A 25536-nucleotide genomic window follows, 5' to 3' on the forward strand; every position below is an offset into this window, starting at 1 on the left:
CGCATCGGTTGGGTTGTTTTGCCCGGAAATTTCTACCGTCTGTCTGTGTTATGGTGTTGATGAACCCAATAGGAATGGAGAAGGATTATGGCAAAAGTTACTTCCGGCATAGTGGTTGCCTGTGATGGTTCAGATCACTCGTTAGAAGCAGCAAGGATGGCAGCAGAGCTGGCAAAGGCGACTAGCCAACCACTCAAACTCTTGTCTGTGTTCCCGAGCTCGCGGTTAGAGAAAATGGTGATTGGCGGCGCTATGCCTGAAAGCATCGACGAGGAGGTGGAGGGCTTCGGGCGCGAAGTGTTTGATGCTGCAAAGAAAGCGGTGGGCAGCACAATTGAGCCAACTGAAGAGGTTCTTCTAAGAGGCGACCCGGCCAAGGAGATACTCGACTATCTGGAAGATAATGCGGGTGTGCATCTTGTACTGGGGCGTCGCGGCCATTCGTTGGTGCGCAGCCTTACGCTTGGTAGCATCAGCGAGAAAGTAGTTCGCCATGCTTCGGGGCCGGTTACTGTTGTGAATGGGTAACCGTCGCTTTTTTAAATCACAATATGAGCCGATTAGCGCGGCTATTCGGCTCAGAAAGCACGGATCAGCGTTAACTCAGCTTGGGCGGTATGGTGATGTTGGTATGGTCCAAACACGAAAAAGCCCGCATCGAGGCGGGCTAGATCGTTAAATATTGGTGTCCGGAGGCGGAATCGAACCACCGACACGAGGATTTTCAATCTGTTGGTAACCGTTTTTAGCAAAGCGCCACAAAACAAAACGGCATGTAAAACAATGGATTGTATGGTTTGTGCGTTGTGGGCTGCCGTGTAGCTCTGCCTTTTTTTGCAGTTCAGTGTCCCGCTAGTGTCCCACAGTTACCCCTTAGCCTGGGGCTGGCGGCTCAGATTCAAAACCTTAGTTTTGTGGAAATAGAAATCTATCTAACAGGGCGGTCGAGGGCGTGAGGCGCTTTGGAGATTTAACCGGCCCTCTCCCATACCGGTGTCGAACAATCCGCCAGCCAGCCATTTAGGATTGTAGTGTCAGAAGCGTTAAAGCCTCTGGCTTCGGTTGCTAGCGGATAGTGATACAACAACCTGCCCCCATAATTTTCTTATGTAGTGAGTATTCGAGCTCTGCGCTACCCACCAAGCCCCACCCTTCTGGAGTACCTTTTCTGGTGTGGCTCTCAATGCTGTAATGTTGGACAGACGCCCCAGAGGGTAAGCGTTGCAGGCCATAGTGTTGCGGCTTCATCTGGTGAGGTGGCAATGTGCGCCAAAAATTAACCTTATACCGCGTGGTTGCTCCGGCTCGTGGTGACTCTCGGGGCATCAGGGGCCCCATGGCTTTGCCGGTGGCTTTGTACTGAATGGCTGGTCAGAATCATGTGGGGTTGTGATTGCGGGGCGCGGGCGGACTTGTGAGGGTCTTCTGGCAAATGCGAACCCATGCCGCGAACCTTGATGGCTCAAACCATAACATTTGATAACAGGTTGGCTGGGTGAAACTGCGCACTTTCTGTGTGCACGAGTCACGCCCAGAATGATTACATTTGGTGGATACCGGCGCGGTTACCAGTTGGCATGTACAAATGGAAAACTCTAACCAAACGAGGGTTTTCTCACGTTCTAGTCGATGCAGAATACTGAGGTTTCTGGCCTGGCGGGCGCTTTCCGTTTTCAGGTTTCCGGTCGCTCGGGGTGTTGAGATTTGACAGGTTTGGGTGCTCGAGCCACCTGCTCGAAAGAAATCCGTCTGATAGCTAGGGTGAGTCTAGCTCTATCAGCGTTTTGTCAGCTTACTTGCCAAGCATTGCATTAAGCCGGTTGTGTAAACCTATAGTTGGTAGTGGCTGCTATAGTTAACGGTGGGCGCGCTAATCTGAAGCGTCATCTCCATGCGGAAAGAAATCAATTTTTGGATGGAACCTCATAATGAAAAAATGGCACTACATTACAAAAAATGGTGAGCGCGGGCCTGTTTCTTCTGATGAGATGCGGGATCTTTACGAAGGCGGAAGCGTTGACAAGGACACACCCATTTGGAAAGAAGGGATGACTTCTTGGGAGCCATTGAGTTTTCACCCTAACCTGTATAAAGCCACGGTTAAACATCAAGCTTGCTTCAGCGATGACACTAAAAACAAGGAGCCGTTAAACGAGCCTAGCCAAAGTGATACTGTTTCTGATCCCTCTTTTAACACTCCCTTGAGGCGTGGCCAGCCACCTGCTTCCTTTCAAAAAATTGTACTGTGGGTGGTGATAATTATCACAATTGGAATGATTCTTTACCCACCATTTCAAGTCACATATCAGGGCACGGTTCGCAATATGGGGTATCATTTTTTGCTGAGCCCCCCGGCCGCTGGAAGGCTCGTAGCATCAGTAAATGGTTCATTTTTGCTAATACAGCTGCTCGGCGTTGCAATCGTTGGGGGTGCGCTATGGCTTGTTACTCGACCAGAAGAGAATACAAGCGCAGTGGAAGTGGCAGGTTCAAATGAATACCCATCAAGTTCTTCAAAAAAAATCGTTTTTTTTATTCTTCGTGTAAGCCGAGCCCTGGCTGGGTTTATTGCAGTTTGGCAAGTATTTGGGCTGATGCCTGCGGTGACTTGGATTGCTGATCCAGCGGCGCTAACACCAGATATTTTTGCAAGGTTTTTTATAAAGCTAATCTTATTGATCGTTTCGTGGTTTGTGTTTTCACGGCTTCATGGCTTTATAAATAGACTTCACCTCCGGTGGAATGGCAGCCCACATCCTGCATTGTCTAAAATGCTGGCATTGTAAGCTAGTCGTGCCAAACGTGAAGCATTGCGAGGTTCTCAGCCGCTTAGGGGGGCAGAATTCTAGCTTTTGCTAACAGGCTGATTACTATCTTTGACGGCGTGTAGCAGGTCAGATAGCAATTCACGGGCGGCTAGAATGTCCTCCGACCCTGCCACGAATATCAGGTGTTCTAATGCCTGTTTAATTTCTGCGGCTATCTGGTCATACCTTAGCCCTTCCGTCAGTACGCGGGTAATGTCTCCGGCCTGGTATTGGTAGGTGATCTGGGGCTTGTCGGTCAATCTTGTGATGTTGCTCATCGTGCGAGCTCCTGCATTGGTCGGGGGCTTTTATAGTCGGGAAACATCCGAGCATTTCTAAATTAGAGCCAAGTGGAAAATGCCTGGATAGGTTATGGTTTGTTATGTTGATATCTCTACCTTTTCCCATACTGCTTTGGGGGCTGGCATTCAGATTTAGCGCCGTTGTCCGGCACTGGCCCATCAATGAGCCTTGCCAGAATCCTGGTGCATACATCCATGCCGGTGTATTCGCTCCGGTTCCCGGCGGTGTCGAACTCAAAGTCTCTAATACGCATCAGGTCAATCAGAAGGCGCTCAAGTATGTTCCGGGTTGCTGTGTCGATGGCCGGGCGGTGCTGTTGTGCAAGCCGGCAACTTGCCATCAGCCCGCATCAGCCGGAAGTAATCCAGCATATAGCTCTGGCTGTTGTAGCCTTGCGCTATATCGTCCAGGTCGTCAGCACTAAGCAGGTCGCGTAACTGGTCTGGGTCGGCGTGAATCATTACCGCGATATCTGCCAGCAATGCATCAGGGTTTTGCTTTTCTCTTTGCCCTTCTGCGTTTTGTGGTGTTACCTGTGTTACTGGTGTTACCGCCAGTGTTGGCGCGGCTTGTAGTGGTAACATGGGCGACGTTACCGGTGTTGCTGGTGTTACCGGTGGTTGTTTGTATCGGGCAATCAGGGCGGCAAGGCTCATTGCTCGCTGTCCTTCGGTAGCACTGAATACAGGCGTGTATTTTTGCCGCCAGCCTTCCTAACCTTTGAGCGCTCCTTACCCAATAGCCAACCTTCAGCGTCCAACGCATCAGCTACCCGGCGCATATCAAAACCTTTTGTGGCCTCGTTTAGCCCGGCTGCGGTGAATAGAAATACCCGACCTTCGTTGGTGTCCTCCCAGTATCCGGCCCGGCCTTGACCACTGGCCTTTACTGGGTCTGTTTCCGTTGGGTGAATCTCTGAAAAACGACTGTCGCCATGGGTTTCTATAAACTCCGTTACGGTATCCAGAATCTGGCGGGTTTCGGTGCGGCCTTCGCCCCGGTTACCCTGCCAGCTTGCATACATATCAAAGGCAGTTGTGAGCGCGGCTCCTTCAGGCCAGCCAGTAAGGTCATATTCTGTGGCTACCTCGCCAGCCATGCCGATAAGCGCAAAGGTACTGGCGGCTCGCGCTTCTACGCCATCGCGGGCGCTGAATCCGGACAGGCTGCATAGCTCGCTGTATTGTTGGGCTCGGTCAGTATCGTCATTCAGCAGCGCCTCAACAAACGCGGCCCCGGCCTTGCCGTAGTCTTGGCTGGAACGCTCCTTGATAGCACTGTTGAAGGCGGCCCCATTCGGGTAGCCGTGAAGGTTGTCGTAAGCGCCATGGGTGCGGTTATCAACGCGAATATCCAGAAGGCGGGCTTCTTGTCCTGCTTTGATTTTGGCCCCGCCTCCGGCCTTTTTTATGTGGGTTGAGAGCGTGTGTTCTCCGGTGGATAAGACAACAATCCGCCAGCGTGCAGACAGTCGAGCGCCACCACTACGGGCGGCCCTTTGTTTGCCCAACCCATTAGCCAGCGCGTATACCGTTGCTCCGATTTCGTGGGCGTTACTTTCGCCGATTTCATCCAACGGCAAAAGAGTGTCGTTTCGGGCGGCTGCGGTGGCTTCTAGCCCGTTGCCGGTGGCTCGCCAGGTCATTACATAATCAGGCCCTCCCCACACGGTAGCGGCGGCTTGTGCGGCCCCTGTTTTGCCGGTGCCTGAATCACCGACTAAGTGAATGCCGCCACCACCATTGAATTGACGTTTGGCTTTCAGTAACAGCGGCCCGGCAAAGGCGGTTGATACCGCCAACATCAATACCGGGTTGCCCACACATAAGGCGGCGATATTGTCCCGCCAGCCTTCCAGTGTTCCGGCTTCTTTGTAGGTGTCGGGTGCGGCGTGTTCGGATTGATAGCTGATTTTTTGGTTGCCGATTGTACGGCTTGGTAATACAAACGCCTTTTCGTCACGGCTCCAACCGGTGCAGGTGGCGGCGGTGATTTGCTCTTTTGGTTTGCGGCTCATCATCCACTGTTGAAATAGGTTTTTCTTTCGCAGGTCGAAACGGAAGCCATTATTTAAAAGCTCCCGCATCAGCTCATCACCACCACCTGCCAGTAGCGCCATAGGTGCAGCCCATGATTTCCAGCGCCCTTGTGGGTCGGTGTACTTCAGTAGCAGCCCGTGGCTACTGCCATGCTCGTCATGAGTCATGGCGGCGGCGTGAATGGGTGAGCCAATCCAATCATCAACGGGTGTTTCTTCCTCGCCTTTGTCTTTTACCCCATGCCAGTACAAGCCGGGCTGGCACTTCCTGCCGTTCAGTTGGAACCAGTCATCATGGGTCTGGAAACACGGGCGGCTGATTTCCGGCTCGGTCAGGCTTGTCGGTTCGGTTTCAGCGGGTGCCAAGGGCATCACGGTAACGCCAGTAACATGGGCGTTTTCTGTGGCGTTATCGCTGTAGCCCCCGCCATTGCTGGCGGTAACATCAGTAACACCAGTAACGTCACTTTTTACAGGTGCAGGGTTTGAATTGCTCATAACGCCCCCTTCTGCCACTGGTGCAGGTCGTTGAAGTCGGAAAGGGTCAGCGGTGCATTGTCTGGCCATTCAGGTAGGGCATAGCGTGCCCCGGCGGCAATGGCTGCGGCGCGGGCGGCTGTTTCTCCGGGGTTGCCTTCGGTCTGGTGGTCGTCGTCACCACAAACCACAATCTCAGCATCAGGCCAGCGGTTGCGTGCTCCGGTGGCCACGGCTTTCAGGTTGCCACAATCAATGGCCGCCAGTACCAGGGCATTACCATCTATCTCTGCCAAGGTGCAGCCGGTGGCGAATCCTTCACAGATAAGAATGTGGGCGGGGTGGTCGTGGCGGTTCACGACGATGAAGTTCCCGGCTTTCCGTCCGCCAGCCATCAGGCGCTTATTTCCGACCTCGTCTATGGTTTGCAGACTCCATGCTTTGCCGTTGAAGTCGGTCAGCAGCAATACAAGGTCGCTGCCTTGCTGGCGGGCGTTGTGGGGTTGTATGCCCTTGCATTGCAGGTAACCATGGTTTGGGTTAGCCGGTGTGCTTTCATGCCAATGGTGGGCGGCTCTGGCGGCGGCTTGCTCCCATTGGCGGGCTTGTTCTGCTTCTCTGGCCTGCTTCGCCTCAGCCAAGCGGCGTTGCAGTTCTCGGCGCTCGGCATCGGTCATGGTGTCGCCGGTTTGAGCTATCCACTTCATGTCAGCACCGGTTGCCCAGTCGCCAGCGACGACAACAAAAGGCAAGCCACTGTCGTGGTAAGCAATCAACCATAGGTTTTTGCTGCTGGGCTTGCTGGCGGTGCCGGTGCGGATTAGCTGCCCATCAGTCAGTCGTGATAGCAGGGCATCCATGTTTGCAGGCTCAATGCCGGCGTTCAGCAGGGCTTCACGTATGGCGTCTAAGCGTTCGCCGTAGGTGCTGACGGTGGTATAATGGTCTTGGGTATGGCGCTTTGCTCTTTCGGGGGTGGGCGCTTTTTTCATTGTGCTGCTCTCCCGCTGATTTGTGCGGCGTGTCCCTGTTTTATCCCTCCCATAAATTCCAAGCGGTCAAACAGCAGTTTGCGTCCAAAGCGATAAACGCCGGGCAGGTCGTGGCCCTTGGTGAACAATAGGTGGCGAACGCCTCCCGGTGTGATTGCGGGTTCAGCCTGGCATAGCTGGCTGAGTGTCAGCAGTGTCGGGCCTTGGTTGGCGGCTTCGGTGTTGGTGTGGTTTTGTGCTGCAACGGTCATGTTTCATGCCCTCAAGTTTCGAGAATTGCCGTGGTTGGCTGAGTGCATGAAAACAGTAAAAGCGCGGTGCCATAAGTGGGGAGGTTGTCGAAAACCTACCTATGCAAAAATGAGTTCAGTGGGGGAGGTTGTAGCTCTTCAGGTGGGTAGGTTCTGCCCTTGGTAGTTCGGGGAAGGCAGTAATACCAAGGGCTGAAAGGGTGGGTAGGTTAGCCGGGGGTCTTCGGTGCACCCCCGCTTGTCTCCCAGTTAACAATAGTGGCAATCCGTTCTATGGCGCTTCCGCTCCGCTTGCCATTATGCATTAAGCCAAGCTCGCGGTAGTTGGTTTCAAGCCATTCGGTAGCAGCCGCTTTTGCCGTTTTTCCTTTTCGCAATTCTGGGTCTTGTATTGCTTCCCATGCCCTAATTGCTGCCGCGATTTCCGCGCTAAAGTTCGGGTGTTTCAGTTCCAGATAGTCGGGAGTGTTACCGGCGTCAGCGCCGAAAAAGAATTGCGGCTTGCAGTTGCGGGATAGTAGCCAGCGTTTGAGTTCATCAACTTCAATGATAGTTTCTTTGATTACATAGTCAGCCGCTGTAGCGTGCTCTGAGTCCGGGCGCTCTAGGTGGGCAACTTCAAGTTTTCCCGTTGTTATTGCGTTGCAAATAGCCTGTACGACGATATTGGTTTCTGCTGAGGGAAGTAGGTCGTTTATATTGGAATCGCCAGCGTTCAAATGAATAGTCATATATGTGTCATTTGTAATTAAAGCTGGTGATACACCGACAATGCAGCAAGCTGCGTTTGCAATAGAAAGGGTATCCGAAAGTTTGAGAGCATCATCTTCCGTCATAAACTTGCCGCTGCCTCCGAGGCTGAAAACGGATAAATCAACGTAGTCAGAAATGTAATCCGGGGTCATTTCTCAATCCTCAAATACGGCTTTGGCCATCCGTTCCACAACGGCGGCCTTGTGGTCTTGCGTCAGGTGGCTGTAGCGTTGAACCATGGCCAGTGTCTTGTGCCCCAATATGTCGGCAATCTCCCGCAAGCCTGCCCCGTTCATTGCAAGGTAGCTGGCGGCGGTGTGGCGTAGGTCATGGAACCTGAAATCTGTCAGCTCTGCCCGTTTTAGGGCGGTCATCCAAGCGCGTTGGAAATCGAGCGGCTTGTCTTGGGTTTTGTCGGTGCGGCCCTGAAATACATGGGCGGTGGAATCCAGCGGGCGAACCTTTGCCCACTCCTTCATGGCTTCCAGTGCGGGCCCTACCAGCGGCGCGGCCCTTGTCTCCCCGTTCTTGGTGTCGGCAAAAATGATTCGTTTGCGCTTAAGGTCAACATCCTGCCAGCGCAGGCCGGATATTTCGCCACGGCGGCCCCCGGTTGTCAGGGCCAATAGAACGATGGTTTTCAGTTCGGGTGTATCGGTGGCTTGGTCGCAAGCCGCCAGCAGCCTGTTACGCTCGTCTGTGCTTAAAAAGCGGGTGCGGCCTTTTGATTCTTTGCCCCGGCGAACCTTCCGGCAGGGGTTGTCAGTAATCCATCCCCAGTCATCGGCGGCGGCTTTCAGTACCGGGCTGAGTGAAGCCAGATAGCGGTTAACGGTTGCGTCAGTGCGGGGTTTTTCAGTCTTGCCGTTCATGTAGGGCGTTGCCTTCAAGGTGTCCCGGCATTCCGTCAGCAGTGCGGGCGTTATGTCGCTGATTGACGTTGCGCCAATCTTGCTACGCCACCACTTCAAATGAACACGGCGAGGGTTCTGGTCTTTCAGGTCGGGCAGAATGTCGCGGCTGTATCGGTCGATAGCGTCCGCCAGCGTTTTTCCCTTGCCAGCAGTCGAATGAAAATACCGGCCTTCTCTGATTGCTGCCTCTGTCTGGGTAGCCCACCGCTTGGCATCGGTCAGCCGTTCAAACGTGGCGGTTTCAGCCTGGCGGCCTTTGAGGCGTATTTTTACCCGGTAGGTTGTTCCGGTTTGAGTCGTGCGTTTTTCTATCGTGGCCATGCGTTGCCCCCCAATAGTGTGAAGGGCGCAAGGTGATATAGTGGCTTTGCCATTGGCTGAACCTCCCTATAAGGTTTTGCCGGTGGTTGCCGGGTTGGTGTTAGCGCACTGGCCCGGCTCCCCTTCACTGTAAGCCGCAACACGTCACAATATCAACCACGGGATAGATAGTCCTCGGGTAATATCTTTTATCTCCATGAAATTATTAGGTTTGTTTTTCTGTGGTGTGGGAAAGGGACACTGGCGGGACAGTGTGGGCTGAAATTCGGCTCTTTGAGGTGTCCCGCGGGGACAATTGGCGGCGCTTGGGTGTGCAGGTAAGGGGGGCTGATTATTGTGGTGTTTTGCGGTTTGGTGTCCCGCTAGTGTCCCATTTTAAGGGGCAGAAACGAAAAAGCCCGCTGGTGGGCGGGCTAAGTCGTTGAAATAATTGGTGCCCGGAGGCGGAATCGAACCACCGACACGAGGATTTTCAATCCTCTGCTCTACCGACTGAGCTATCCGGGCAAGTTGCTTTACTGCTATGCAACGGGGCGCTATTAAACCGGTTTCGGTGTGGTGAGTCAAGGCCAGCCCGGAAAAATATCTGAATCTTTTCAGGGTTGATCGGCCTTTGACCAATTCTGGGTCATTTCTCAGGTGGTACGTAGCCTTCGGCTTTGTCGAAAGGCTCGTTGTTGAAGAAATGCTCCATTTGCGCCTGCAGGTATTTGCGTGTGTTCGGATCCATCAGGCTCAGGTGCTTTTCGTTGATGAGCATGGTTTGCTCGTGCTGCCATTCTTCCCAAGCCTGTTTGGAGATGTTCTCGAAGATGTCCTGGCCCTTGGCACCGGGCATGGGCGGCAAGCTCAGGCCTTCCAGTTCTTTCTGGTGTTTGCGGCAGAATACGGTGCGGCTCATGATCGCTCCTGTTGTAATGGGTAAGTGATTGGATGATAGCAGATTGTGCCGGTCGAGCGTGCGTAGGCTGTTATCACAGCAGGGCGGCTTGTTCCGGGCTGGTGAGTAGTGTGCGGATTGGCGCTGGCAGGCCCAGGGCCAGGGCTTCGTGTCTGTGCAGCCATTTGTGTCGGGAATCATCCTTCACGGTGTTTTGCCCGTTCACGCCCAGGCGCGCAGGCTGAATGTGCAGGTGGTAATGGGAAAAAGTGTGGCGAAAGCCGCTGATCAGCTCCGGTTCTGTGCAATTAAATCCCAGATCCCGCTCACAGGCGTCCTGGAGTTCATCTGCACCATAGGCCGGATCCAGTTCCGGTAAGCTCCAAAGACCACCCCAGATACCGCTAGGCGGGCGGCGTTCAAGCAACACGCGGCCATCCTTATCTTCCAGTATGACCATCCAGGTGGTTTTTTCAGGTTTTGCTTTCTTGGGCTTGGAACCGGGGTAGAGGCTGGTCTCTGCTCTTGCGTATGCGGCACAGCCCTTTTGCAAAGGGCAGTCGTTACAGGCTGGTCGGGTGCGGGTGCATACCATCGCGCCAAGATCCATGATGCCCTGGGTATAGTCGCGCACACGTTTGTTAGGGGTGTGTGCCTCGGCATGCTCCCAGAGTTGGTTCTGCACTGCAGTTTGGCCGGGCCAGCCGGGAACCGCGTGGTAGCGGGCAAGCACTCGTTTTACATTGCCGTCGAGAATGGCAGCACGTTTGTTGTAAGCTTGGGCAAGAATTGCAGCCGCAGTGGAGCGGCCAATGCCGGTGAGGCTTTCCAGCTCTTCCTGTGTGTCCGGGAAGTTGCCGCCAAAATTCTCAATAACTGAGCGGGCGGCTTTTTGCAGGTTGCGAGCCCGGGCGTAATATCCAAGCCCGGACCAATGGCTGAGCACGTCATCCGTGGGCGCCTCCGCCAAAGACTGGACATCCGGGAAGCGAGCCATGAACGCCTGATAGTAGGGGATCACGGTTGCGACCTGGGTCTGCTGAAGCATGATTTCAGATACCCACACTCGGTAGGCGGTACGGTTATGGTGCCACGGCAGGTCGTGCCTGCCGTGTTGGTTGTACCATTTCAGAAGGTTTGCAGCGAAGCTGTCTGCTGTCACTTGAACAGACCTTTGAGTGTGTCTTTTACTTTGTCGCCTGCACCTTCACCGAGCTTTTCTTCGAGTTTTTTGCGTACTTTTTCTTCGGCCTTTCCCTTCGCCCTGTCTACTTCTTCCTGGGCCTTTTTGCGCGCGGCATTGGCTGCTATGGTTTTCAACGTATCGCGAAAGCGGGAGCCATCAAAGGAACACAAGTTGGCCGCACCGGCAGAAAAATCACCGCGACACTCAACCGGAATAATAACGTCCTCCACGTATTCAGTTACGCGGCAGGCATTGTCGCGATGAATGTCGCCCACAATCCTGAGGCCAAGTTCGTAATCAACCAGAGTTTGCTTCAGATCTACAGAGCCTTTGCCTTCCAGTTTCATACCCGCCAGCGAGGCAACCAAATCGGTATTGTTGAAGACGTTGCCATCGATCTCAAGCACGCCATGCATGTCGTTGAATGGCGTGGTGTCGCCCCAGTCATCCGTTGATAATTGGTCTTGGTTGGCCAGAGCAATGCCTTGGCAGGCCATGTGGGTCAGGTTCATTTTCCGGAACTCACCTTCAGCAAGGTTGAAGCTGATTTGGCCATCGGCTTTGTCTCTCAGAACCGAGATGCGGTTGCCAGAGGTTGTGGCGTTTACTTTGAGGTTCGCGCCACCGGAAAGCATGGTGATTTCTGCCAAGTCTGCGAGCAGGGGGAGGGTCTGTACATTGCTTACATCGGATTTGATGGTCCACTTCGGGGTGTCGGTGCGGGCATCGATAGTGGCGTTCGCGCCAAAGCTGCCTTCATAGAGCTTGCCGCTGAACTCATCCACTTTCAGCACGCCTTTGCTGGCGGTTGTGCTGGCTTTGATTTCGTTGATGCTCAGGTTGCTTACAACCAGTTCGCCCAATCCGAAGTTGATGTCAAAAAGCAGGCTGCGCAGGGTTTCCAGTGGTAACAGGTCGCCTTCCGGGCCGCTGGCGGCGGTCTGAGCCGGCGCATCGCTTTCTGCATCTGCACCCTCAACCGCTGGGGGCAGGTAACGGTCAGCATTCAGCTTGTCACCCTGAAGGTTGAACACAATGCCGCCGTTTTCCAGATTGTAGCTGCCTGAGCCTTTGAAGGTGGTGTCATCCAGTTTGATCTCCAGGTCAGACAACGCAGGCTTGCCGGCTGGCCCGCCGATGTTGGTAGAGAACGCGATGGCTTCAAGGACGGTTTCATCGGTTGTCTCAACAGCAGGTTGCCCCAGGTTTTCGAGCAGGTCTTTCAGGGAAAACTCATTGATGGCCAGTTCGCCCTTGATGGCTGGCTTGGCGCCGAAGCCTTTAACGTCCAGATTGGTACTCAGGGTCAGATTTGCGAGGCTGGCGGTAAAGTCGCTCAGCGTTGCGGTTTCATTTTCCAGGTTGGCCTTGGCCGAGCCAGACATCTCTGCCGTTACGGATTTGCCCCCGAACGGCTCGCCATTCATTTTGAATTCTGCTTTCAGGCCAGACATCGCGAAATCGTTCAAAGCTTCGTTAGCAGCAAGGCGGGCTTCTATGCTTCCGTCCACTGCGAACTGCGGCTGGGCTGTTTCTACACGGAAACCGATCTCCAGCGGAAATTCAGAGCCCAGGGTAATGCTGCTGGCGTTTACTGTGAAATCCTCAAGCGTCACTTTCTGGCCAGTGCTCAGATCGCTGTAGTGCACCTGGGCATTGCTGATCTGCACGTTATCGACATTAAAGTTAAGGGTCTCGCCGCCCTGTTCGTCGCCAGTGTCCACTGCAGTGGATTGTTCAGGTGTGCTGGCAACATCCTGCTTATCTTTTACATCGCCTTCTGCCGGCTCCGGCATGATGCGAGTCCAGTTGCCTTCCCCCTGTTCATTGATGGTCAGGTGTGCTTCGAGTCCGTCGAGTACGAAGGTGTCTACCTGCGGCGACATGGCGATGAGAGACCAGAAGTCGACCTGTGCCACCAGTTGTTTCAAGGCAACGAAACGCTCGCCATCCAGAAGGGCTTCTACTTCGTTCAATTCAAGTCCTAGAGGAATGAAAGACCAGCCGATATCGCCTTCCAGAATGAGGTCGAGGTTGGTTTTTTCCTCAACTACTTTTTCGATTTGCGGCTTGTAGTCGTTCGGGTCGATAACGACCATGGCAATAGCGATCGCTGCTATAGATAGAACAATCACTGCAACTATGGCGATCAGCACATATCGAATGGCTTTCATGTTTCGGGCATCCTTTCTTGTTGCGGGAGCTTTCAGGATTCAGTGCGAATCCGGTTGCGAATAATCTAAAGGATAACGCAGGGTTAACAAATTTACAGGGTGGGAGTATGACAATGCTGTAGTGTTAAGCCAAAATGCACCCTGCTTGTTTTCCGACTACATTGATATGTATTAACAAAAAAGGAGTTCGCTGTGGCTATTACTGTTTCGATTGAACTGAACCGAGAGCTGGAAATTCCGGGCAGCTATGATGAGGTGTTTGACCTGCTGGCGGATGTGCCACGCTCTGCGTCTCACTTTCCGAAGGTAGACAAGCTCACAGATCTTGGCGATAACACCTACCGCTGGGAAATGGAAAAAGTAGGTATCGACAAGCACGCTATTCAGTCTGTGTACGCGAGCAAGTACGTTTCCGATAAGGACGCGGGGAAAATCACTTGGGAGCCGGTAAAAGGCGAAGGTAATGGATTGGTAAGTGGCTCTTGGGTACTGAAGGCCAATGACGACAAGTCCACCACAGCGAAATTTCAAACCAGCGCCGAGCTGACTTTGCCACTGCCTAAACTTTTGAAATTGGCCATTAGCCCCGTTATCAAGCACGAGTTTAACGGCTTGGTGGATACCTATATGGATAATCTGAAGAAGGTTTTTTGATCTGATTTTGAATCAAACGGACTATCGTATCGATTAATCCGGTTATGGGACTCCTGAGAGCAGAAAAGGTATAATCCGGTAATTGAAATTTTCCGGCGTTGTGCCACTTAATTTGCTACGGAGTCTCCATGGCCGAACGTAAGGCTCGGGTAGAGCGAAATACCCTTGAAACCCAGATCACTGTTGACATAAATCTGGATGGTACCGGCAAATCCAGTTTTGACACCGGGGTGCCATTTCTGGAGCACATGATGGAGCAAATTGCCCGTCATGGAATGATGGATCTGGATATTGTTTCCAAAGGTGATTTGCACATTGATGATCACCACACCGTAGAAGATGTTGGCATTACTCTGGGCCAGGCATTCAAGCAGGCGGTGGGAGACAAAAAAGGCATATGCCGTTATGGCCATGCCTATGTGCCCATGGACGAAGCCCTCTCCCGTGTTGCGATTGACCTGTCTGGCCGCCCTGGCCTGATTATGGAAGTTCCCTTTACCCGCGCTGTTGTGGGCGGTTTTGATGTGGACCTGTTTGAAGAGTTTTTCCGTGGGTTCATTAACCACGCTATGGTAACGGTGCATATTGATAACCTGCGTGGCAAGAACACCCATCACCAGATCGAAACAGTGTTTAAAGCATTTGGTCGTGCCCTGCGCATGGCGGTTGAAATGGATGAGCGTATGGCGGGTGTTACGCCGTCAACCAAAGGCTTGCTGTAAACCGCCACTAAAGGATTCCGCATAAACCATGAAAACCGTTGCCATCATCGACTACGGCATGGGTAACCTTCACTCTGCCCGCAAGGCAGTAGAGCACGTCGCCCCGAATACCAGAGTTCTGGTAACCGACAACGCAGATCAGATTCGTGAAGCCGACCGGGTGATCCTGCCCGGTGTCGGCGCTATACGCGACTGCATGGCAGAGATTCGCCGGCTGGGTGTGGACGAATTGGTTCGGGAGGTATCTCGGGATCGCCCATTTCTCGGTATTTGCGTTGGCATGCAGGCTCTAATGTCTCGCAGCGAAGAAAATGGCGGTGTTGATTGCATAGGTCTGTTTCCTTCCCAAGTGCGGTATTTTGGTGACAACCTGGTAGTAAACGGCGAGCGCCTGAAAGTGCCTCATATGGGGTGGAACGAGGTTTATCACTCGGTGAAGCACCCACTGTGGCAGGGCATTCCCGATGGAGAGCGCTTCTATTTTGTGCACAGTTACTACGCTGAGGCAGAAGGTAATTCAGACATTGCCGGGCGCACCCATTACGGTGTTGATCTGGCAGCGGCAGTAGCCCGCAACAATATTTTTGCAGTGCAGTTTCACCCTGAGAAAAGTGCCGGGGCAGGGCTGCAACTTCTCAAGAACTTTACTGACTGGAACGGAACATGCTGATTATTCCCGCCATTGATCTGAAAGACGGCCGATGCGTTCGCTTGCGCCAGGGCCGTATGGAAGATTCCACCGTATTTGGTGGTGACCCGGTTGATATGGCCACCCGTTGGGTGGACGCCGGAGCCCGCCGTTTGCACCTTGTTGATCTGAACGGCGCCTTTGCGGGCGAACCGGTTAACGGCGAAATCGTTAAGGCCATAGCGCGCAAGTACCCGGATTTGCCAATTCAGATTGGCGGCGGCATTCGCTCAGCAGAAACCATTGAGGCCTACCTGAAAGCCGGTGTGCAGTGGGTGATTATTGGTACCAAGGCCGTCAAAGAGCCTGAGTTTGTGACGGAAATGTGCAAGCGCTTCCCGGGCCACATTATTGTTGGCCTGGATGCTAAAGACGGTCGCGTTGCTACTGATGGCTGGGCTGAAGTCTCCGAGGTTATGGCCGTTGATCTGGCCAAGCGGTTTGCCAACGATGGCGTTGAATCCATCGTTTACACCGACATCAACCGTGACGGCATGATGCAGGGCGTTAACGTGGAAGCCACGGCTGCTCTGGCAGAGGAAGGCGGCATTCCGGTAATTGCTTCCGGCGGTGTAACCAATATGGATGATCTCAAGCGTTTGGCGCCCGTTGCTCACAAGGGCATCATCGGAGCCATTACTGGTCGCGCCATTTACGAAGGCACGCTGGACGTTGCTGAAGCCCAGGCTTACTGCGACTCCCTGAAAGGCTGAACAAGGCAGATATTATGACACTGGCAAAACGCATTATTCCTTGCCTGGATGTGGATAAAGGGCGCGTTGTAAAAGGCGTGAACTTTGTGGATATCCGGGATGCCGGCGACCCGGTAGAAGTGGCTCGCCGTTATAACGAACAGGGCGCCGACGAGATCACCTTTCTGGATATCACAGCTAGCAGTGAGAGCCGTGATACAACCTATGAAATGGTTGAGCGCATGGCAGCAGAAGTCTTCATTCCGCTGACTGTAGGGGGCGGTGTTCGAGCTGTTGAAGACATCCGCAAACTGCTCAACGCGGGCGCAGACAAGGTTGCCATCAACACAGCTGCCGTATTTAACCCTGAGCTGGTAAAAGAAGCTGCAGAGCGGTTTGGTAGCCAGTGCATTGTGGTTGCGATTGATGCCAAGCAGGTAAGCGCTGAAGGTGAAGAGCCGCGCTGGGAGATATTCACCCATGGTGGGCGCAAGCCGACAGGGCTGGATGCGGTGGAGTGGGCTCGCAAAATGGTAGAAATGGGTGCCGGTGAATTGTTGCTTACGAGCATGGATCGGGATGGCACCAAAATCGGTTTTGATCTGGGCCTGACCCGCGCAGTCAGTGATGCGGTAAGCGTTCCTGTGATCGCTTCAGGCGGTGTGGGCGAGCTTCAGCATTTAGCAGATGGCGTCACCAAAGGTGGCGCGGATGCTGTGCTGGCGGCTTCTATATTCCACTTTGGTGAGCACACGATTCCCGAAGCAAAAGCCTTTATGAAGGCCCAGGGTATCGAAGTCCGGGATTAGGGTTTTTTAGCAAAAGCAGGCCGGATGGTCTGCTTTTCACCTTCTGCGAACATTCTCTGGTTATTATTGCGAATGGCCCACAGCCCACTTACCGTTGCTATTGCAATGCCTTGTTCATCCAGCAATGGAAGGTGCTTCTCCAGATAATCAACGGTCACCTTGTGTGGATGGCCGATTCCCACTGCACTGCCGTTCTCCTTTGCTCTCTCGACCAGTTCCTTGAACTGCCTGTCTATAAACTCTTCCGTTTGCTCGTGATCCAGAAACACATCCCGTGTCATGGTCGGGATCTGATAGGCTGCGGCAACATCGCTAGCAACGGATGAGGCTATGGTGCGGCTGTCAACAAAATAGACCGGGTATCGATACAGCTCCTTCATTACCCAATCCATAGGCTTTAGCTGCTGGGTCAGCAGGCTGCCCATGTGATTGTTCACACCCTGTACATAGGGGATGGACTGCAGAGCGCGGCGCAGAGTGGTTGTCAGACTCTGTTCATCCATATCTGCCGTTAGACCACCTGGGCCAAGACCAAAATTCCGGGTGTTAGCCATGGGAGCGTGCAGCATGATCTCTTTGCTTTGGTTATGAGCAAGGCGCGCAAGGGTGTCGGTGTGCCTGCGGTAGGGCAGGAATGCCAAGGTCAGTGGTTGGTCCAGGTTGGCCAGGCGCTTGCCCTCATGCAAGTTGTGCCCCATGTCATCAATGATAATGGCAATGGTTGGCGGAACACCGCGAGTGGAGGGGTCGGCAGCAACTGCACTTGTTACCAGACTGGCCAACAATGCCAGCACCAGTTTAACCGCAGTTAAACTGGCCGAGGTTAGCTGAAGGGTCGCATTCACTGTGCTGAGCCTGCTCCCTTGCGGTTCAGGATGCTCAGGCCTTTCAGCAGGTTAAGTGCTGAGCGTAGCTGATAATCCCTGTCTGCGATGGAGCCAGGCTGGTTTTCAGTGTTCGATTGCTTGTCTGTGCTTTCTGCTTTCTCATCCTGGCCAATCAGGTGGCCGCTCAGGTCTGCTTCGGTAAAGAATGGACGGCTATCCAGCTCCTTGAGCTCTGCCGGTTTTACCTCAATGTCTGGCTTGATGCCGGTGGCCTGTATAGAGCGCCCTTCAGGCGTGTAGTATCGAGCCGTTGTCATCTTGATGGCGTGGGTTTCATCAAGTGGGATAACCGTTTGAACACTGCCCTTGCCAAAGGATTGTGTGCCCATGATGACGGCCCGTTTGTGATCCTGTAACGCACCTGCGAGTATTTCTGACGCGGAAGCAGAGCCTCCATTGATAAGAACAACAATGGGGGTGCCGCTCATAACGTCGCCAGCTTTCGCGCTGAAGCGCAGACGAGAACTCTGAATCCTGCCTTCGGTGTATACAATCAACCCCTCATCCAGCAGGGCATCTGCTGTGGCAACTGCTGCTTGTAACACTCCACCGGGGTTGTTGCGCAGGTCGATCACCAGCCCATCCAGGTCGCTACCATGTTCTTTTTTCAAATTGCTGAGGGCCTTAGTAAACTGCCCACCTGTTTCCGCCTGGAACTGGGTCAGGCGCACATATCCGTATCCGTTCTCAATCATGCGGCTCTTCACGCTGGTTACCTTGATAACGGCGCGCTCAACATCGATTTCTACAGGGCCGCTCTCACCGTCGCGCATAATTGTCAGCGTAAGGACGGTGCCAGGCTTGCCGCGCATTAGTTGAACGGCCTCTTCCAGGCTCATGCCTTTTACTGGTTTCTCATCAAGCTTGATAATCAGATCGCCTGCCCGAACACCGGCCTGCTGGGCAGGAGTGTCATCAATGGGGGCAATAACCTTTATAAAGCCGTTCTCCATACCCACTTCAATACCCAGACCGCCGAACTCACCGGACGTGCTTTCTTCAAGCTCTTCATAGTCTTTTGGGGCCAGGTAGGTCGAGTGCGGGTCGAGATCGGAAAGCATGCCCTTGATGGCGCTTTCCAGAAGCTGGCGGTCATCTACTTCTTCAACGTAGGCGGCCTTGATGCGGCTAAAAACTTCAGTGAACTTGCGCAGGTCGTCCAGAGGGAGCTGTTTTTCCGGGTTGGGCAGCGTGATTTCAATACGCTTGCCGTCCTCGGTAGCTCCCAGCGCCTGAGTGTTGCCCGCAGGGTTATCGTTGGCGAGCGCTAATCCGGGAATGGATATGAAACAGGCGGCCAGGATGGCTGAGCGCAAAGGAGAGGCTTGGAGTTTACTTCGGACCCGTTTCATTCACATATCCCGTGGTTATTCCGGTAGTTGGGCTGAACCCTATGTATCACGACAGTATGGCGGCAGCGGGCCCGTTTGTCAGCCCCGCGGCCAGTGTTCAGTTGGCCAGCCAGCGCCCCGGGTTGTCCGGTTTGCCATTGTGCCGAACTTCAAAATACAGTGCCGGCGTTTCTGTTCCACCGGTACGACCTGATTGTGCAATGGCTTCCCCGGCTGCAACCCAGTCGCCTGGACTGGTGAACAGGCTGCTGCTGTGGCCATAGAGTGTCATGTAGCCATCGCCATGATCAATAATTGTTATCAACCCAAAGCCCCGGAGCCAGTTGGCAAAAACAACACGGCCATAGTGAATGGCTTTGACCTCAGCTTCTTCTCCAGTCTCAATGATCAGCCCGTTTCTATGCAGCTTGCCATCTGCGTATTTATCGCCAAAACGACTGACCACCTTGCCCTGTGCCGGCCAAGGCAACTTGTTGCGAAGTGACGGGAAAGGTTGCGATTCGTTGGGAGCAGGGATGTTTGCGATGGCCTCCTGGACTTCGGAAAGCAGTTTTTCCAGCCGTTTGCGGTCAGATTCCAGCTCATCTTTTTCGCTCCGGCGGCTACGAATATCCTGGTCAAGTGCAGCCAGGGTTTGCTGGCGCTCCAGCCGGGAAGCTTTCAGTGCCTGTTGGCGTTTAACAATTCCTTCCTCGGTTTTTGCCAGCTCTGCTCGGGTGCTTTGAACCTCTGACTGTGTAATCTTGAGCGCTTCAAGATTCTTATGGAAAACTTCCAGGCGCCGGACGGTGTCGCTGCTGAGGTATTCGTAGTAGGTCATTGTCCGCGTAATGCTGTCCGGGTCTATCTCGTTAAGCAGCACTTTAATAGCGGGGGTGTCGCCTTCCATCCAGGCGGAGCGGATCTGTTTTTTCAGGCCTTCCCGTTGGCGCTCCAGAGTGTTCGCCAGGTCCCGTTCCTCGTCCCGCAGTGTTGCCAGCCGTTTCACCTGGTCCTTTACCTGCTCGCCCAGAGATCTGCGCTCACGAGTCAGCCGGCTGATGGTGCGTTCGGCCGCAGCCAGTTGTTGCTCTAGCGCGGAACGGTCCTTCTCGGCACTGGCCAGCCATTGATCTATGCTCTCAATGCGTTCCTTGAGGGCTTCAATCTGGGCAGGTGTAACCTCTTTTCCGTACACAGCGGGCACTGCACTCAGAGAGAGTGTGAGTGCCAGTGCCAGTATTGCAGTGAGTCGCAATGGTAGAGCCTGTTTCCGGATCAACCAATGTTGACCAGGCTGTGCCCGGTCATTTCCTCAGGCGGTTCCAATCCCATCAAAGTGAGCAGGGAAGGGGCTACATCGCTCAGGCTGCCATCGCCACTCAGGCTTACCTTTTGGCTACCGGTGTATACCAGAGGAACAGGCCCGATGGTGTGTGCAGTGTGCACCTGGCCAGACTCCGGGTCTGTCATCTGCTCGCAGTTGCCGTGGTCAGCGGTTATCAAGGCTTGGCCACCAACTTCTTCCAGAGCTTCAACTACTCGCTTTATGCACTTGTCGAGGCACTCTACCGCTTTGATGGCTGCGTCCAGCTTGCCGGTGTGGCCAACCATGTCGCCATTGGCATAGTTGCATACCACCAGGTCGTACTTACCGCTCTTGATGGCTTCGACCAGTTTGTCGGTGACTTCCGGAGCGCTCATTTCTGGTTGCAGATCGTAGGTAGCCACTTTTGGTGAGGGCACCAGAATTCTGTCTTCGCCCGCAAAAGGCGTTTCCTGCCCGCCGTTAAAAAAGAAAGTGACGTGGGCATACTTTTCGGTTTCTGAAATTCTTAGCTGGGTTTTGCCCAGATTTGCCAGATATTCGCCCAACCCGTTGACCAGCTGCTCTGGTGGGTAGGCGCAGGAGGTTTTGATATCTGCGGCATACTCGGTAAGCATTACAAAGTCGGCCAGTTGCGGGTGCTTCTTGCGCTCAAAGCCTTCGAAATCTGTTTCTACAAAGGTGCGGGTCATTTCTCTGGCGCGGTCGGCGCGGAAATTCATGAACAGAACCGCATCGCCATCGTTAATGGTGGCAGAGGGCTCGCCAGCGTTCTGAATAAGTGTCGGTGTTACGAATTCATCGTTCTCGCCTCGTTCATATGCCAGTTCCAGACCCGATACAGGGTCTGTGGCTACGAATTCTGATTCGCCCAGGGTCATCAGGTTGTAGGCAGCTTCAACCCTGTCCCAGCGATTGTCTCTGTCCATGGCGTAATAGCGACCGACAATGGATGCCACACGGCCAACACCCAGACTTTTAAGTTTTGCGGCGGTTTTCTCAAGAGAAGGGCGGGCGCTGCGAGGTGGCATGTCTCGGCCATCAAGGAACGCATGCACGTAAACCTTTGTGGCGCCCCGCGCTGCCGCAAGCTCTGCCGCTGCGAGTATGTGGTCTTCATGACAGTGAACACCGCCGGGTGAAAGCAGGCCCATAAGGTGAACTGCGCCACCATTGCTTATGGCCTTGTCGATTGCGGAGCAAAGAGCCTTGTTTTCGTTAAAGGTGCCTTCCTCTATATCTTTGTCGATGCGCGTGAGGCTCTGATAAACAATTCGGCCCGCACCAAGGTTCATGTGCCCGACTTCGGAATTGCCCATCTGGCCTTGGGGCAAGCCTACAAACATACCGGAAGTATTGATGAGAGTTTTGGGCCTGGACTCCCAGAGATTCGTCCAGAAAGGCGTACTGGCGTTGCTGATGGCGTTGTCTTCGGCGGGTTTACGATGGCCCCAGCCGTCTAGAATTATCAGTGCTGTCGGCTTGCGCAATGCTGTCATCATTCAGTCCGGAGGTAGAGTTGCAGTAAGTTTATAGGGATAGGAGTGAAGCTTATCCATTTTCTCACTTTGAGGCCACAGTCGTCACCTTCATGGTTACCTTCTGTCCGGCGAGCAGGCTGTGTATAATCCGGCCAAACTTATTTTCAGGGTAGCCTCATGGATCGGTTGTTTGAATTTGTTGTTAACCACTACGTTCTAGCTTCACTGTTTGTGGCTTTTCTGGTCGCTATTCTGGTGCTGGAGTCCCGGCGTGGTGGTGCCAAGATATCTGCGCAGGGCGCTGTTAGCCTGATCAACCGCGACGAAGCCATAGTGGTTGATATCCGCGACCGTAAAGAATTTGGTGAGGGTCGTATCACCGGTTCGGTGAATATTCCGCTGAACAGCCTGAAAAGCCGTGCTGCCGAGTTGAACAAACACAAGGATAAACAGATTATCGTGGCGGATAAAATGGGCCAGCATTCTGCCATGGCGGTTAAACAGCTGAACGCAGAAGGTTTCACCAACGTGGTGCGACTCAATGGTGGTGTCAGCGATTGGAAAGCCAGTAACCTGCCACTGGTAAAGAAATAGAAGCGGAGGCAGAACTTGATCTGAGCGTCGATCTGCCGCACTGTTTCACATAACTGATCGCCGCCAGACAGTAGACTGTGCCGGCAGATGTAACCATAACAACGGGCCCAGAGCCCATTCAACGACTCCTTACAAAAGCAAAAGGACTTAACATGGCTGAGAATCCGCAAGCCGCTGCAGGCAATGAGAACCAGAACCAGGCTCAGTTTGCCCTTCAGCGTATTTACGTGAAGGATCTGTCTTTTGAATCCCCTAACTCACCAGTAGTGTTTCAGGAACAGTGGAAACCGCAGGTGAACCTGGACTTGAACACTGCTCACAGCAAAGTGAGTGATAACCAGTATGAGGTTGTTCTGTCGCTGACGGTCACGGCAAAAATAGACGAAAAAGTTGCCTACATTGTCGAGATTCAGCAGGCAGGTGTATTCCTCGTGTCCGGTATTGAAGGCCCGCAGCTTGGCCAGATGCTGGGTGCATACTGCCCCACTATTCTGTTCCCTTATGCCCGTGAAGCGATTGACGGCCTTGTGAACAAGGGTAGCTTCCCGGCGTTGATGCTGGCGCCGGTTAACTTCGATGCTATCTACGCCCAGGCACTGCAGCGTAAGCAGGAAGAGGCAGCTGGTGAAGCCGGTGCAGAGCAGCAAACTCACTAATTGAGTTGCTTTGCTTCAATTACAAAACAGCCCGGCAATTGCCGGGCTGTTTTGTTTAGGGCGTATCGTCTACCGCGCCTTTGAACCCTAGCTGTCGCCAGGCTTCATAAACCACTAAGGCGGCCGTATTCGAAAGATTCAGGCTGCGACTGCCCGGGCACATGGGCACTTTCAGGCAATGTTCTTCAGCTAGCCCCTCCCGAATGCTTGATGGCAGGCCGCGAGTTTCCGGGCCAAACATCAGGTAGTCGCCCTCCTGATAATCAACCTGGTGATATTGGCGGTGGCCCTTGGTGGTCAGGCCAAACAGGCGCCTGGGCTGTTCACTGTCCAGAAACGCCTGATAGTTGTTGTGCACTTTTACCGTGGCGTATTCGTTATAGTCCAGCCCGGCGCGCCGCATCTGCTTGTCCTCCAGAGTGAACCCCAAGGGCTCAATCAAATGCAGGCGGCAGCCGGTGTTGGCGCACAGCCGGATGATGTTACCCGTATTGGGGGGTATCTCCGGCTCATACAGCACTACGTTCAGCATTACGCCTTAGCGCTCAACGGCCAGAGCAACGCCCATACCACCGCCGATGCACAGGGTTGCCAAGCCTTTGTGGGCATCACGGCGTACCATTTCGTGCAAAAGCGTTACCAGAATGCGGCAGCCAGAAGCGCCAATGGGGTGGCCCAAAGCAATCGCGCCACCGTTAACGTTTACCTTGCTGGTGTCCCAGCCCATATCGCGGTTTACAGAGATAGCCTGGGCAGCAAAGGCTTCGTTGGCTTCAACCAGATCCAGATCGTCCACACTCCAACCGGCAAGTTTCAGGCAGCGCTGGCTGGCGGGGATTGGGCCGGTCCCCATGATGGTGGGGTCAACACCCGCATTGGCGTGGGCTTTGATTGTCGCCAGCGGGGTCAGACCCAGTTCTTTCGCTTTTTCTGCACTGCAGACCAGAACAGCCGCCGCACCATCGTTCAGGGATGAAGCATTACCTGCGGTGACAGAGCCGTCTTTTTTGAACGCAGGGCGAAGCTTGCCCAGGCCATCGCTGGTTACGCCATCGCGGGGGCCTTCGTCTTTGCTGATGATTACCGGGTCGCCCTTGCGCTGTGGGATGGCTACCGGAACGATTTCATTTTCGAAATTTCCGGCTTCCCAGGCGGCGGTAGCTTTTTGATGAGACGCTGCAGCGAACGCATCTTGCTCTTCCCGACTGATGCCATACTTCTCAACAATGTTCTCCGCTGTAATGCCCATATGGTAGTCGTTAAAGGCGTCCCATAGGCCATCGGTAACCATGGTGTCGATCATGGTCCAGTTGCCCATGCGTTGGCCATTGCGGCTGTTAGGTAGTACGTGGGGGGCTTGGCTCATGTTCTCTTGCCCGCCCGCAATAACCATCTCGGCATCGCCACAGCGAATTGATTGAACCGCCATGTGAACGGCCTTGAGGCCGGAGCCGCAGACCTTGTTGATGGTCATTGCAGGTACAGACGCGGGAAGGCCAGCATTGATGGCCGATTGCCGCGCTGTGTTCTGGCCGGAGCCTGCGGTCAGAACCTGACCCAGAACGACTTCATCAATTTGCTCGCCGGCAACACCCGTCTCTTCCAGCAGTGCCTTGATAACGGCGCTGCCGAGCTGGTCCGCACGAAGGCTTGATAGGCCTCCACCAAATGCACCAATGGCTGTACGCCGAGCGGCAACGATGACGACATCACGCATGAGATTTCTCCGGTTAGGTGGTTGTTCTGCTGAGGGGAGAGGCAAATTGAGCCTTGTCCGCACAGGGTGTAAAAAGTTGCGCGCATTGTAGCCGGAAAGATAGAGCCGGCAAAAGCGCAAGGCGAGTCTTGGGGTTACATGTTCAGGCTGCGCCCGCCATCCACAGAAATAATTTGGCCAGTAATAAAAGGCGCATCTTCAAGCAGAAACACAATGGTACGGGCAATATCATCTGGCGTGCCGGTGCGGTTCAAGGGCGTTTTTGCCAGTATTGTACTTTGGTATTCGGAATCAACACTTGCATCGCCTTCAGGCCACAAAATGGCTCCGGGAGATACCCCATTTACACGCACTTCTGGGGCCAGATCCTTGGCCCAGGAGCGGGTAAGGGCGGCCAGGCCAGCTTTGCTGACACAGTATAGAGGGTGGTTGGCCAGCGGCTTATCACTATAGATATCAATAAGGTTCACCACGCTGCCTGTGTTTTCCCGCAGAGAAGGCAGGCAGGCCTGAAGCAGAAAGAACGGAGCCTTCAGATTAGTGTGCATGATGCTATCCCAGTCGTCTTCCGTGGCTTCCGGTGTTGGGTTTGGGTAGAAAACGGACGCGTTGTTTACCAGTGCATCTAGCCGGCCCCATTGCGCCATGGCCTCGTGGCCCAAGCGCTGGGTGTCAGACATTTTGCTCAGATCGGCTTGCAGTGCGGTGGCCGAGTTCGGACGCTGGCGGTTCATGGCTTCCACTACTTCCAATGCCTGGTCTTCACGGCTGCGATAATGAATAGCCAGGTTCCAGCCCCGTTTGTGGAGCATTTGTGCTGTGCGAGCCCCAAGGCGGTGGGCAGACCCGGTAATCAGAGCAACAGGTGTGCTTTCAGGCATA

General features: G+C 53.9%; 26 protein-coding genes and 1 tRNA gene. 9 read left to right on the forward strand and 18 right to left on the reverse strand.

Translation table 11 applies throughout. The features are described from left to right. Positions 1-87: 87 nt before the first annotated feature. Together CDH47_RS02350 and CDH47_RS02355 are read left to right on the forward strand one after the other, a co-directional pair. Complete coding sequence (locus CDH47_RS02350; RefSeq protein ID WP_100638211.1) at positions 88-528, forward strand: universal stress protein; 441 nt, start codon at positions 88-90, stop codon at positions 526-528. 1400 nt (positions 529-1928) lie between these two features. Further along, positions 1929-2786: a DUF4339 domain-containing protein gene (locus CDH47_RS02355; RefSeq protein ID WP_100638212.1), complete on the forward strand. Its 858-nt coding sequence runs from the start codon at positions 1929-1931 to the stop codon at positions 2784-2786. 59 nt (positions 2787-2845) lie between these two features. Here the strand turns inward: CDH47_RS02355 and CDH47_RS02360 are convergent, their stop codons facing one another. From CDH47_RS02360 to CDH47_RS02410, 11 genes are all read right to left on the reverse strand, one after another. Further along, entirely contained in the window at positions 2846-3085 is a 240-nt protein-coding gene (locus CDH47_RS02360; RefSeq protein ID WP_100638213.1) for a hypothetical protein, read from the reverse strand. A 297-nt stretch (positions 3086-3382) separates the two neighbouring features. Continuing rightward, on the reverse strand, positions 3383-3766 hold the full coding sequence (locus tag CDH47_RS02365) for a hypothetical protein (protein WP_100638214.1): 384 nt from the start codon (positions 3764-3766) through the stop codon (positions 3383-3385). After that, positions 3763-5646 carry a DUF927 domain-containing protein gene (locus tag CDH47_RS02370; protein WP_100638215.1) on the reverse strand — a complete coding sequence of 628 codons (1884 nt, stop codon included), beginning with the start codon at positions 5644-5646 and terminating at the stop codon, positions 3763-3765. Before CDH47_RS02370 ends, CDH47_RS02365 begins: the two co-directional genes overlap by 4 nt. Further along, on the reverse strand, positions 5643-6617 hold the full coding sequence (locus tag CDH47_RS02375; RefSeq protein WP_100638216.1) for a toprim domain-containing protein: 975 nt from the start codon (positions 6615-6617) through the stop codon (positions 5643-5645). Before CDH47_RS02375 ends, CDH47_RS02370 begins: the two co-directional genes overlap by 4 nt. Beyond that, entirely contained in the window at positions 6614-6868 is a 255-nt protein-coding gene (locus CDH47_RS02380) for a hypothetical protein (protein WP_100638217.1), read from the reverse strand. The genes CDH47_RS02375 and CDH47_RS02380 overlap by 4 nt, the downstream gene beginning before the upstream one ends. A 209-nt stretch (positions 6869-7077) precedes the next feature. Beyond that, positions 7078-7773, reverse strand: coding sequence for a hypothetical protein (locus CDH47_RS02385; RefSeq protein ID WP_100638218.1), 696 nt, complete (start codon positions 7771-7773; stop codon positions 7078-7080). A gap of 3 nt (positions 7774-7776) precedes the next feature. After that, on the reverse strand, positions 7777-8856 hold the full coding sequence (locus CDH47_RS02390; RefSeq protein ID WP_100638219.1) for a tyrosine-type recombinase/integrase: 1080 nt from the start codon (positions 8854-8856) through the stop codon (positions 7777-7779). Positions 8857-9287: 431 nt separating this feature from the next. Next, a tRNA-Phe gene (locus CDH47_RS02395) sits at positions 9288-9363 on the reverse strand. 121 nt (positions 9364-9484) lie between these two features. Beyond that, on the reverse strand, positions 9485-9757 hold the full coding sequence (locus tag CDH47_RS02400) for an oxidative damage protection protein (protein ID WP_100638220.1): 273 nt from the start codon (positions 9755-9757) through the stop codon (positions 9485-9487). A 73-nt stretch (positions 9758-9830) separates the two neighbouring features. Next, on the reverse strand, positions 9831-10898 hold the full coding sequence (mutY, locus tag CDH47_RS02405) for an A/G-specific adenine glycosylase (RefSeq protein ID WP_100638221.1): 1068 nt from the start codon (positions 10896-10898) through the stop codon (positions 9831-9833). Then, positions 10895-13096, reverse strand: coding sequence for an AsmA family protein (locus tag CDH47_RS02410; RefSeq protein ID WP_100638222.1), 2202 nt, complete (start codon positions 13094-13096; stop codon positions 10895-10897). Before CDH47_RS02410 ends, mutY begins: the two co-directional genes overlap by 4 nt. Before the next feature lie 192 nt (positions 13097-13288). Here CDH47_RS02410 and CDH47_RS02415 point away from each other — a divergent pair, with 192 nt between their 5' ends. The 5 genes from CDH47_RS02415 to hisF all read left to right on the forward strand — a co-directional run bounded on the left by CDH47_RS02415 (position 13289) and on the right by hisF (position 16661). Next, entirely contained in the window at positions 13289-13750 is a 462-nt protein-coding gene (locus CDH47_RS02415; protein ID WP_100638223.1) for an SRPBCC family protein, read from the forward strand. A gap of 128 nt (positions 13751-13878) precedes the next feature. Beyond that, positions 13879-14472: an imidazoleglycerol-phosphate dehydratase HisB gene (gene hisB, locus CDH47_RS02420; protein WP_100638224.1), complete on the forward strand. Its 594-nt coding sequence runs from the start codon at positions 13879-13881 to the stop codon at positions 14470-14472. 28 nt (positions 14473-14500) lie between these two features. Beyond that, positions 14501-15142 carry an imidazole glycerol phosphate synthase subunit HisH gene (hisH, locus tag CDH47_RS02425; RefSeq protein WP_100638225.1) on the forward strand — a complete coding sequence of 214 codons (642 nt, stop codon included), beginning with the start codon at positions 14501-14503 and terminating at the stop codon, positions 15140-15142. Next, the gene (gene hisA, locus CDH47_RS02430; RefSeq protein ID WP_100638226.1) at positions 15136-15873 is read left to right on the forward strand and encodes a 1-(5-phosphoribosyl)-5-[(5-phosphoribosylamino)methylideneamino]imidazole-4-carboxamide isomerase; all 738 of its coding nucleotides are present in this window, start codon (positions 15136-15138) and stop codon (positions 15871-15873) included. The genes hisH and hisA overlap by 7 nt, the downstream gene beginning before the upstream one ends. Positions 15874-15887: 14 nt before the next feature. Then, on the forward strand, positions 15888-16661 hold the full coding sequence (gene hisF, locus CDH47_RS02435; RefSeq protein WP_100638227.1) for an imidazole glycerol phosphate synthase subunit HisF: 774 nt from the start codon (positions 15888-15890) through the stop codon (positions 16659-16661). Here hisF and CDH47_RS02440 read toward each other — a convergent pair. The 4 genes from CDH47_RS02440 to gpmI form a co-directional block, all read right to left on the reverse strand. After that, a complete protein-coding gene (locus tag CDH47_RS02440) occupies positions 16658-17446 on the reverse strand; it encodes a divergent polysaccharide deacetylase family protein (protein WP_420843656.1) in 789 nt (262 codons plus the stop codon). The two genes, hisF and CDH47_RS02440, sit on opposite strands and share 4 nt — an antisense overlap. A gap of 56 nt (positions 17447-17502) precedes the next feature. After that, positions 17503-18900 (reverse strand): S41 family peptidase, encoded by a 1398-nt coding sequence (locus CDH47_RS02445; RefSeq protein WP_100638228.1) that lies wholly within the window; start codon positions 18898-18900, stop codon positions 17503-17505. 97 nt (positions 18901-18997) lie between these two features. Continuing rightward, positions 18998-20137, reverse strand: coding sequence for a murein hydrolase activator EnvC family protein (locus CDH47_RS02450; protein ID WP_100638229.1), 1140 nt, complete (start codon positions 20135-20137; stop codon positions 18998-19000). A 20-nt stretch (positions 20138-20157) separates the two neighbouring features. Then, the gene (gpmI, locus tag CDH47_RS02455; protein WP_100638230.1) at positions 20158-21705 is read right to left on the reverse strand and encodes a 2,3-bisphosphoglycerate-independent phosphoglycerate mutase; all 1548 of its coding nucleotides are present in this window, start codon (positions 21703-21705) and stop codon (positions 20158-20160) included. A gap of 159 nt (positions 21706-21864) precedes the next feature. Between gpmI and CDH47_RS02460 the strand changes: the two genes are divergently transcribed. Together CDH47_RS02460 and secB are read left to right on the forward strand one after the other, a co-directional pair. Further along, a complete protein-coding gene (locus CDH47_RS02460) occupies positions 21865-22281 on the forward strand; it encodes a rhodanese-like domain-containing protein (RefSeq protein ID WP_100638231.1) in 417 nt (138 codons plus the stop codon). Positions 22282-22433: 152 nt separating this feature from the next. Then, complete coding sequence (secB, locus tag CDH47_RS02465) at positions 22434-22937, forward strand: protein-export chaperone SecB (protein ID WP_100638232.1); 504 nt, start codon at positions 22434-22436, stop codon at positions 22935-22937. Between the two features lie 55 nt (positions 22938-22992). Here secB and trmL read toward each other — a convergent pair whose 3' ends face one another. The 3 genes from trmL to CDH47_RS02480 form a co-directional block, all read right to left on the reverse strand. Beyond that, positions 22993-23469, reverse strand: coding sequence for a tRNA (uridine(34)/cytosine(34)/5-carboxymethylaminomethyluridine(34)-2'-O)-methyltransferase TrmL (gene trmL / locus CDH47_RS02470; protein ID WP_100638233.1), 477 nt, complete (start codon positions 23467-23469; stop codon positions 22993-22995). Positions 23470-23475: 6 nt separating this feature from the next. Beyond that, entirely contained in the window at positions 23476-24654 is a 1179-nt protein-coding gene (locus tag CDH47_RS02475) for an acetyl-CoA C-acetyltransferase (protein WP_100638234.1), read from the reverse strand. A 134-nt stretch (positions 24655-24788) separates the two neighbouring features. Further along, on the reverse strand, positions 24789-25535 hold the full coding sequence (locus CDH47_RS02480; protein WP_100638235.1) for a pteridine reductase: 747 nt from the start codon (positions 25533-25535) through the stop codon (positions 24789-24791). Between the last annotated feature and the right edge of the window lies 1 nt (position 25536).

This window comes from Marinobacter salexigens (genome assembly GCF_002806945.1).
GTDB classification, from domain to species: domain Bacteria; phylum Pseudomonadota; class Gammaproteobacteria; order Pseudomonadales; family Oleiphilaceae; genus Marinobacter; species Marinobacter salexigens.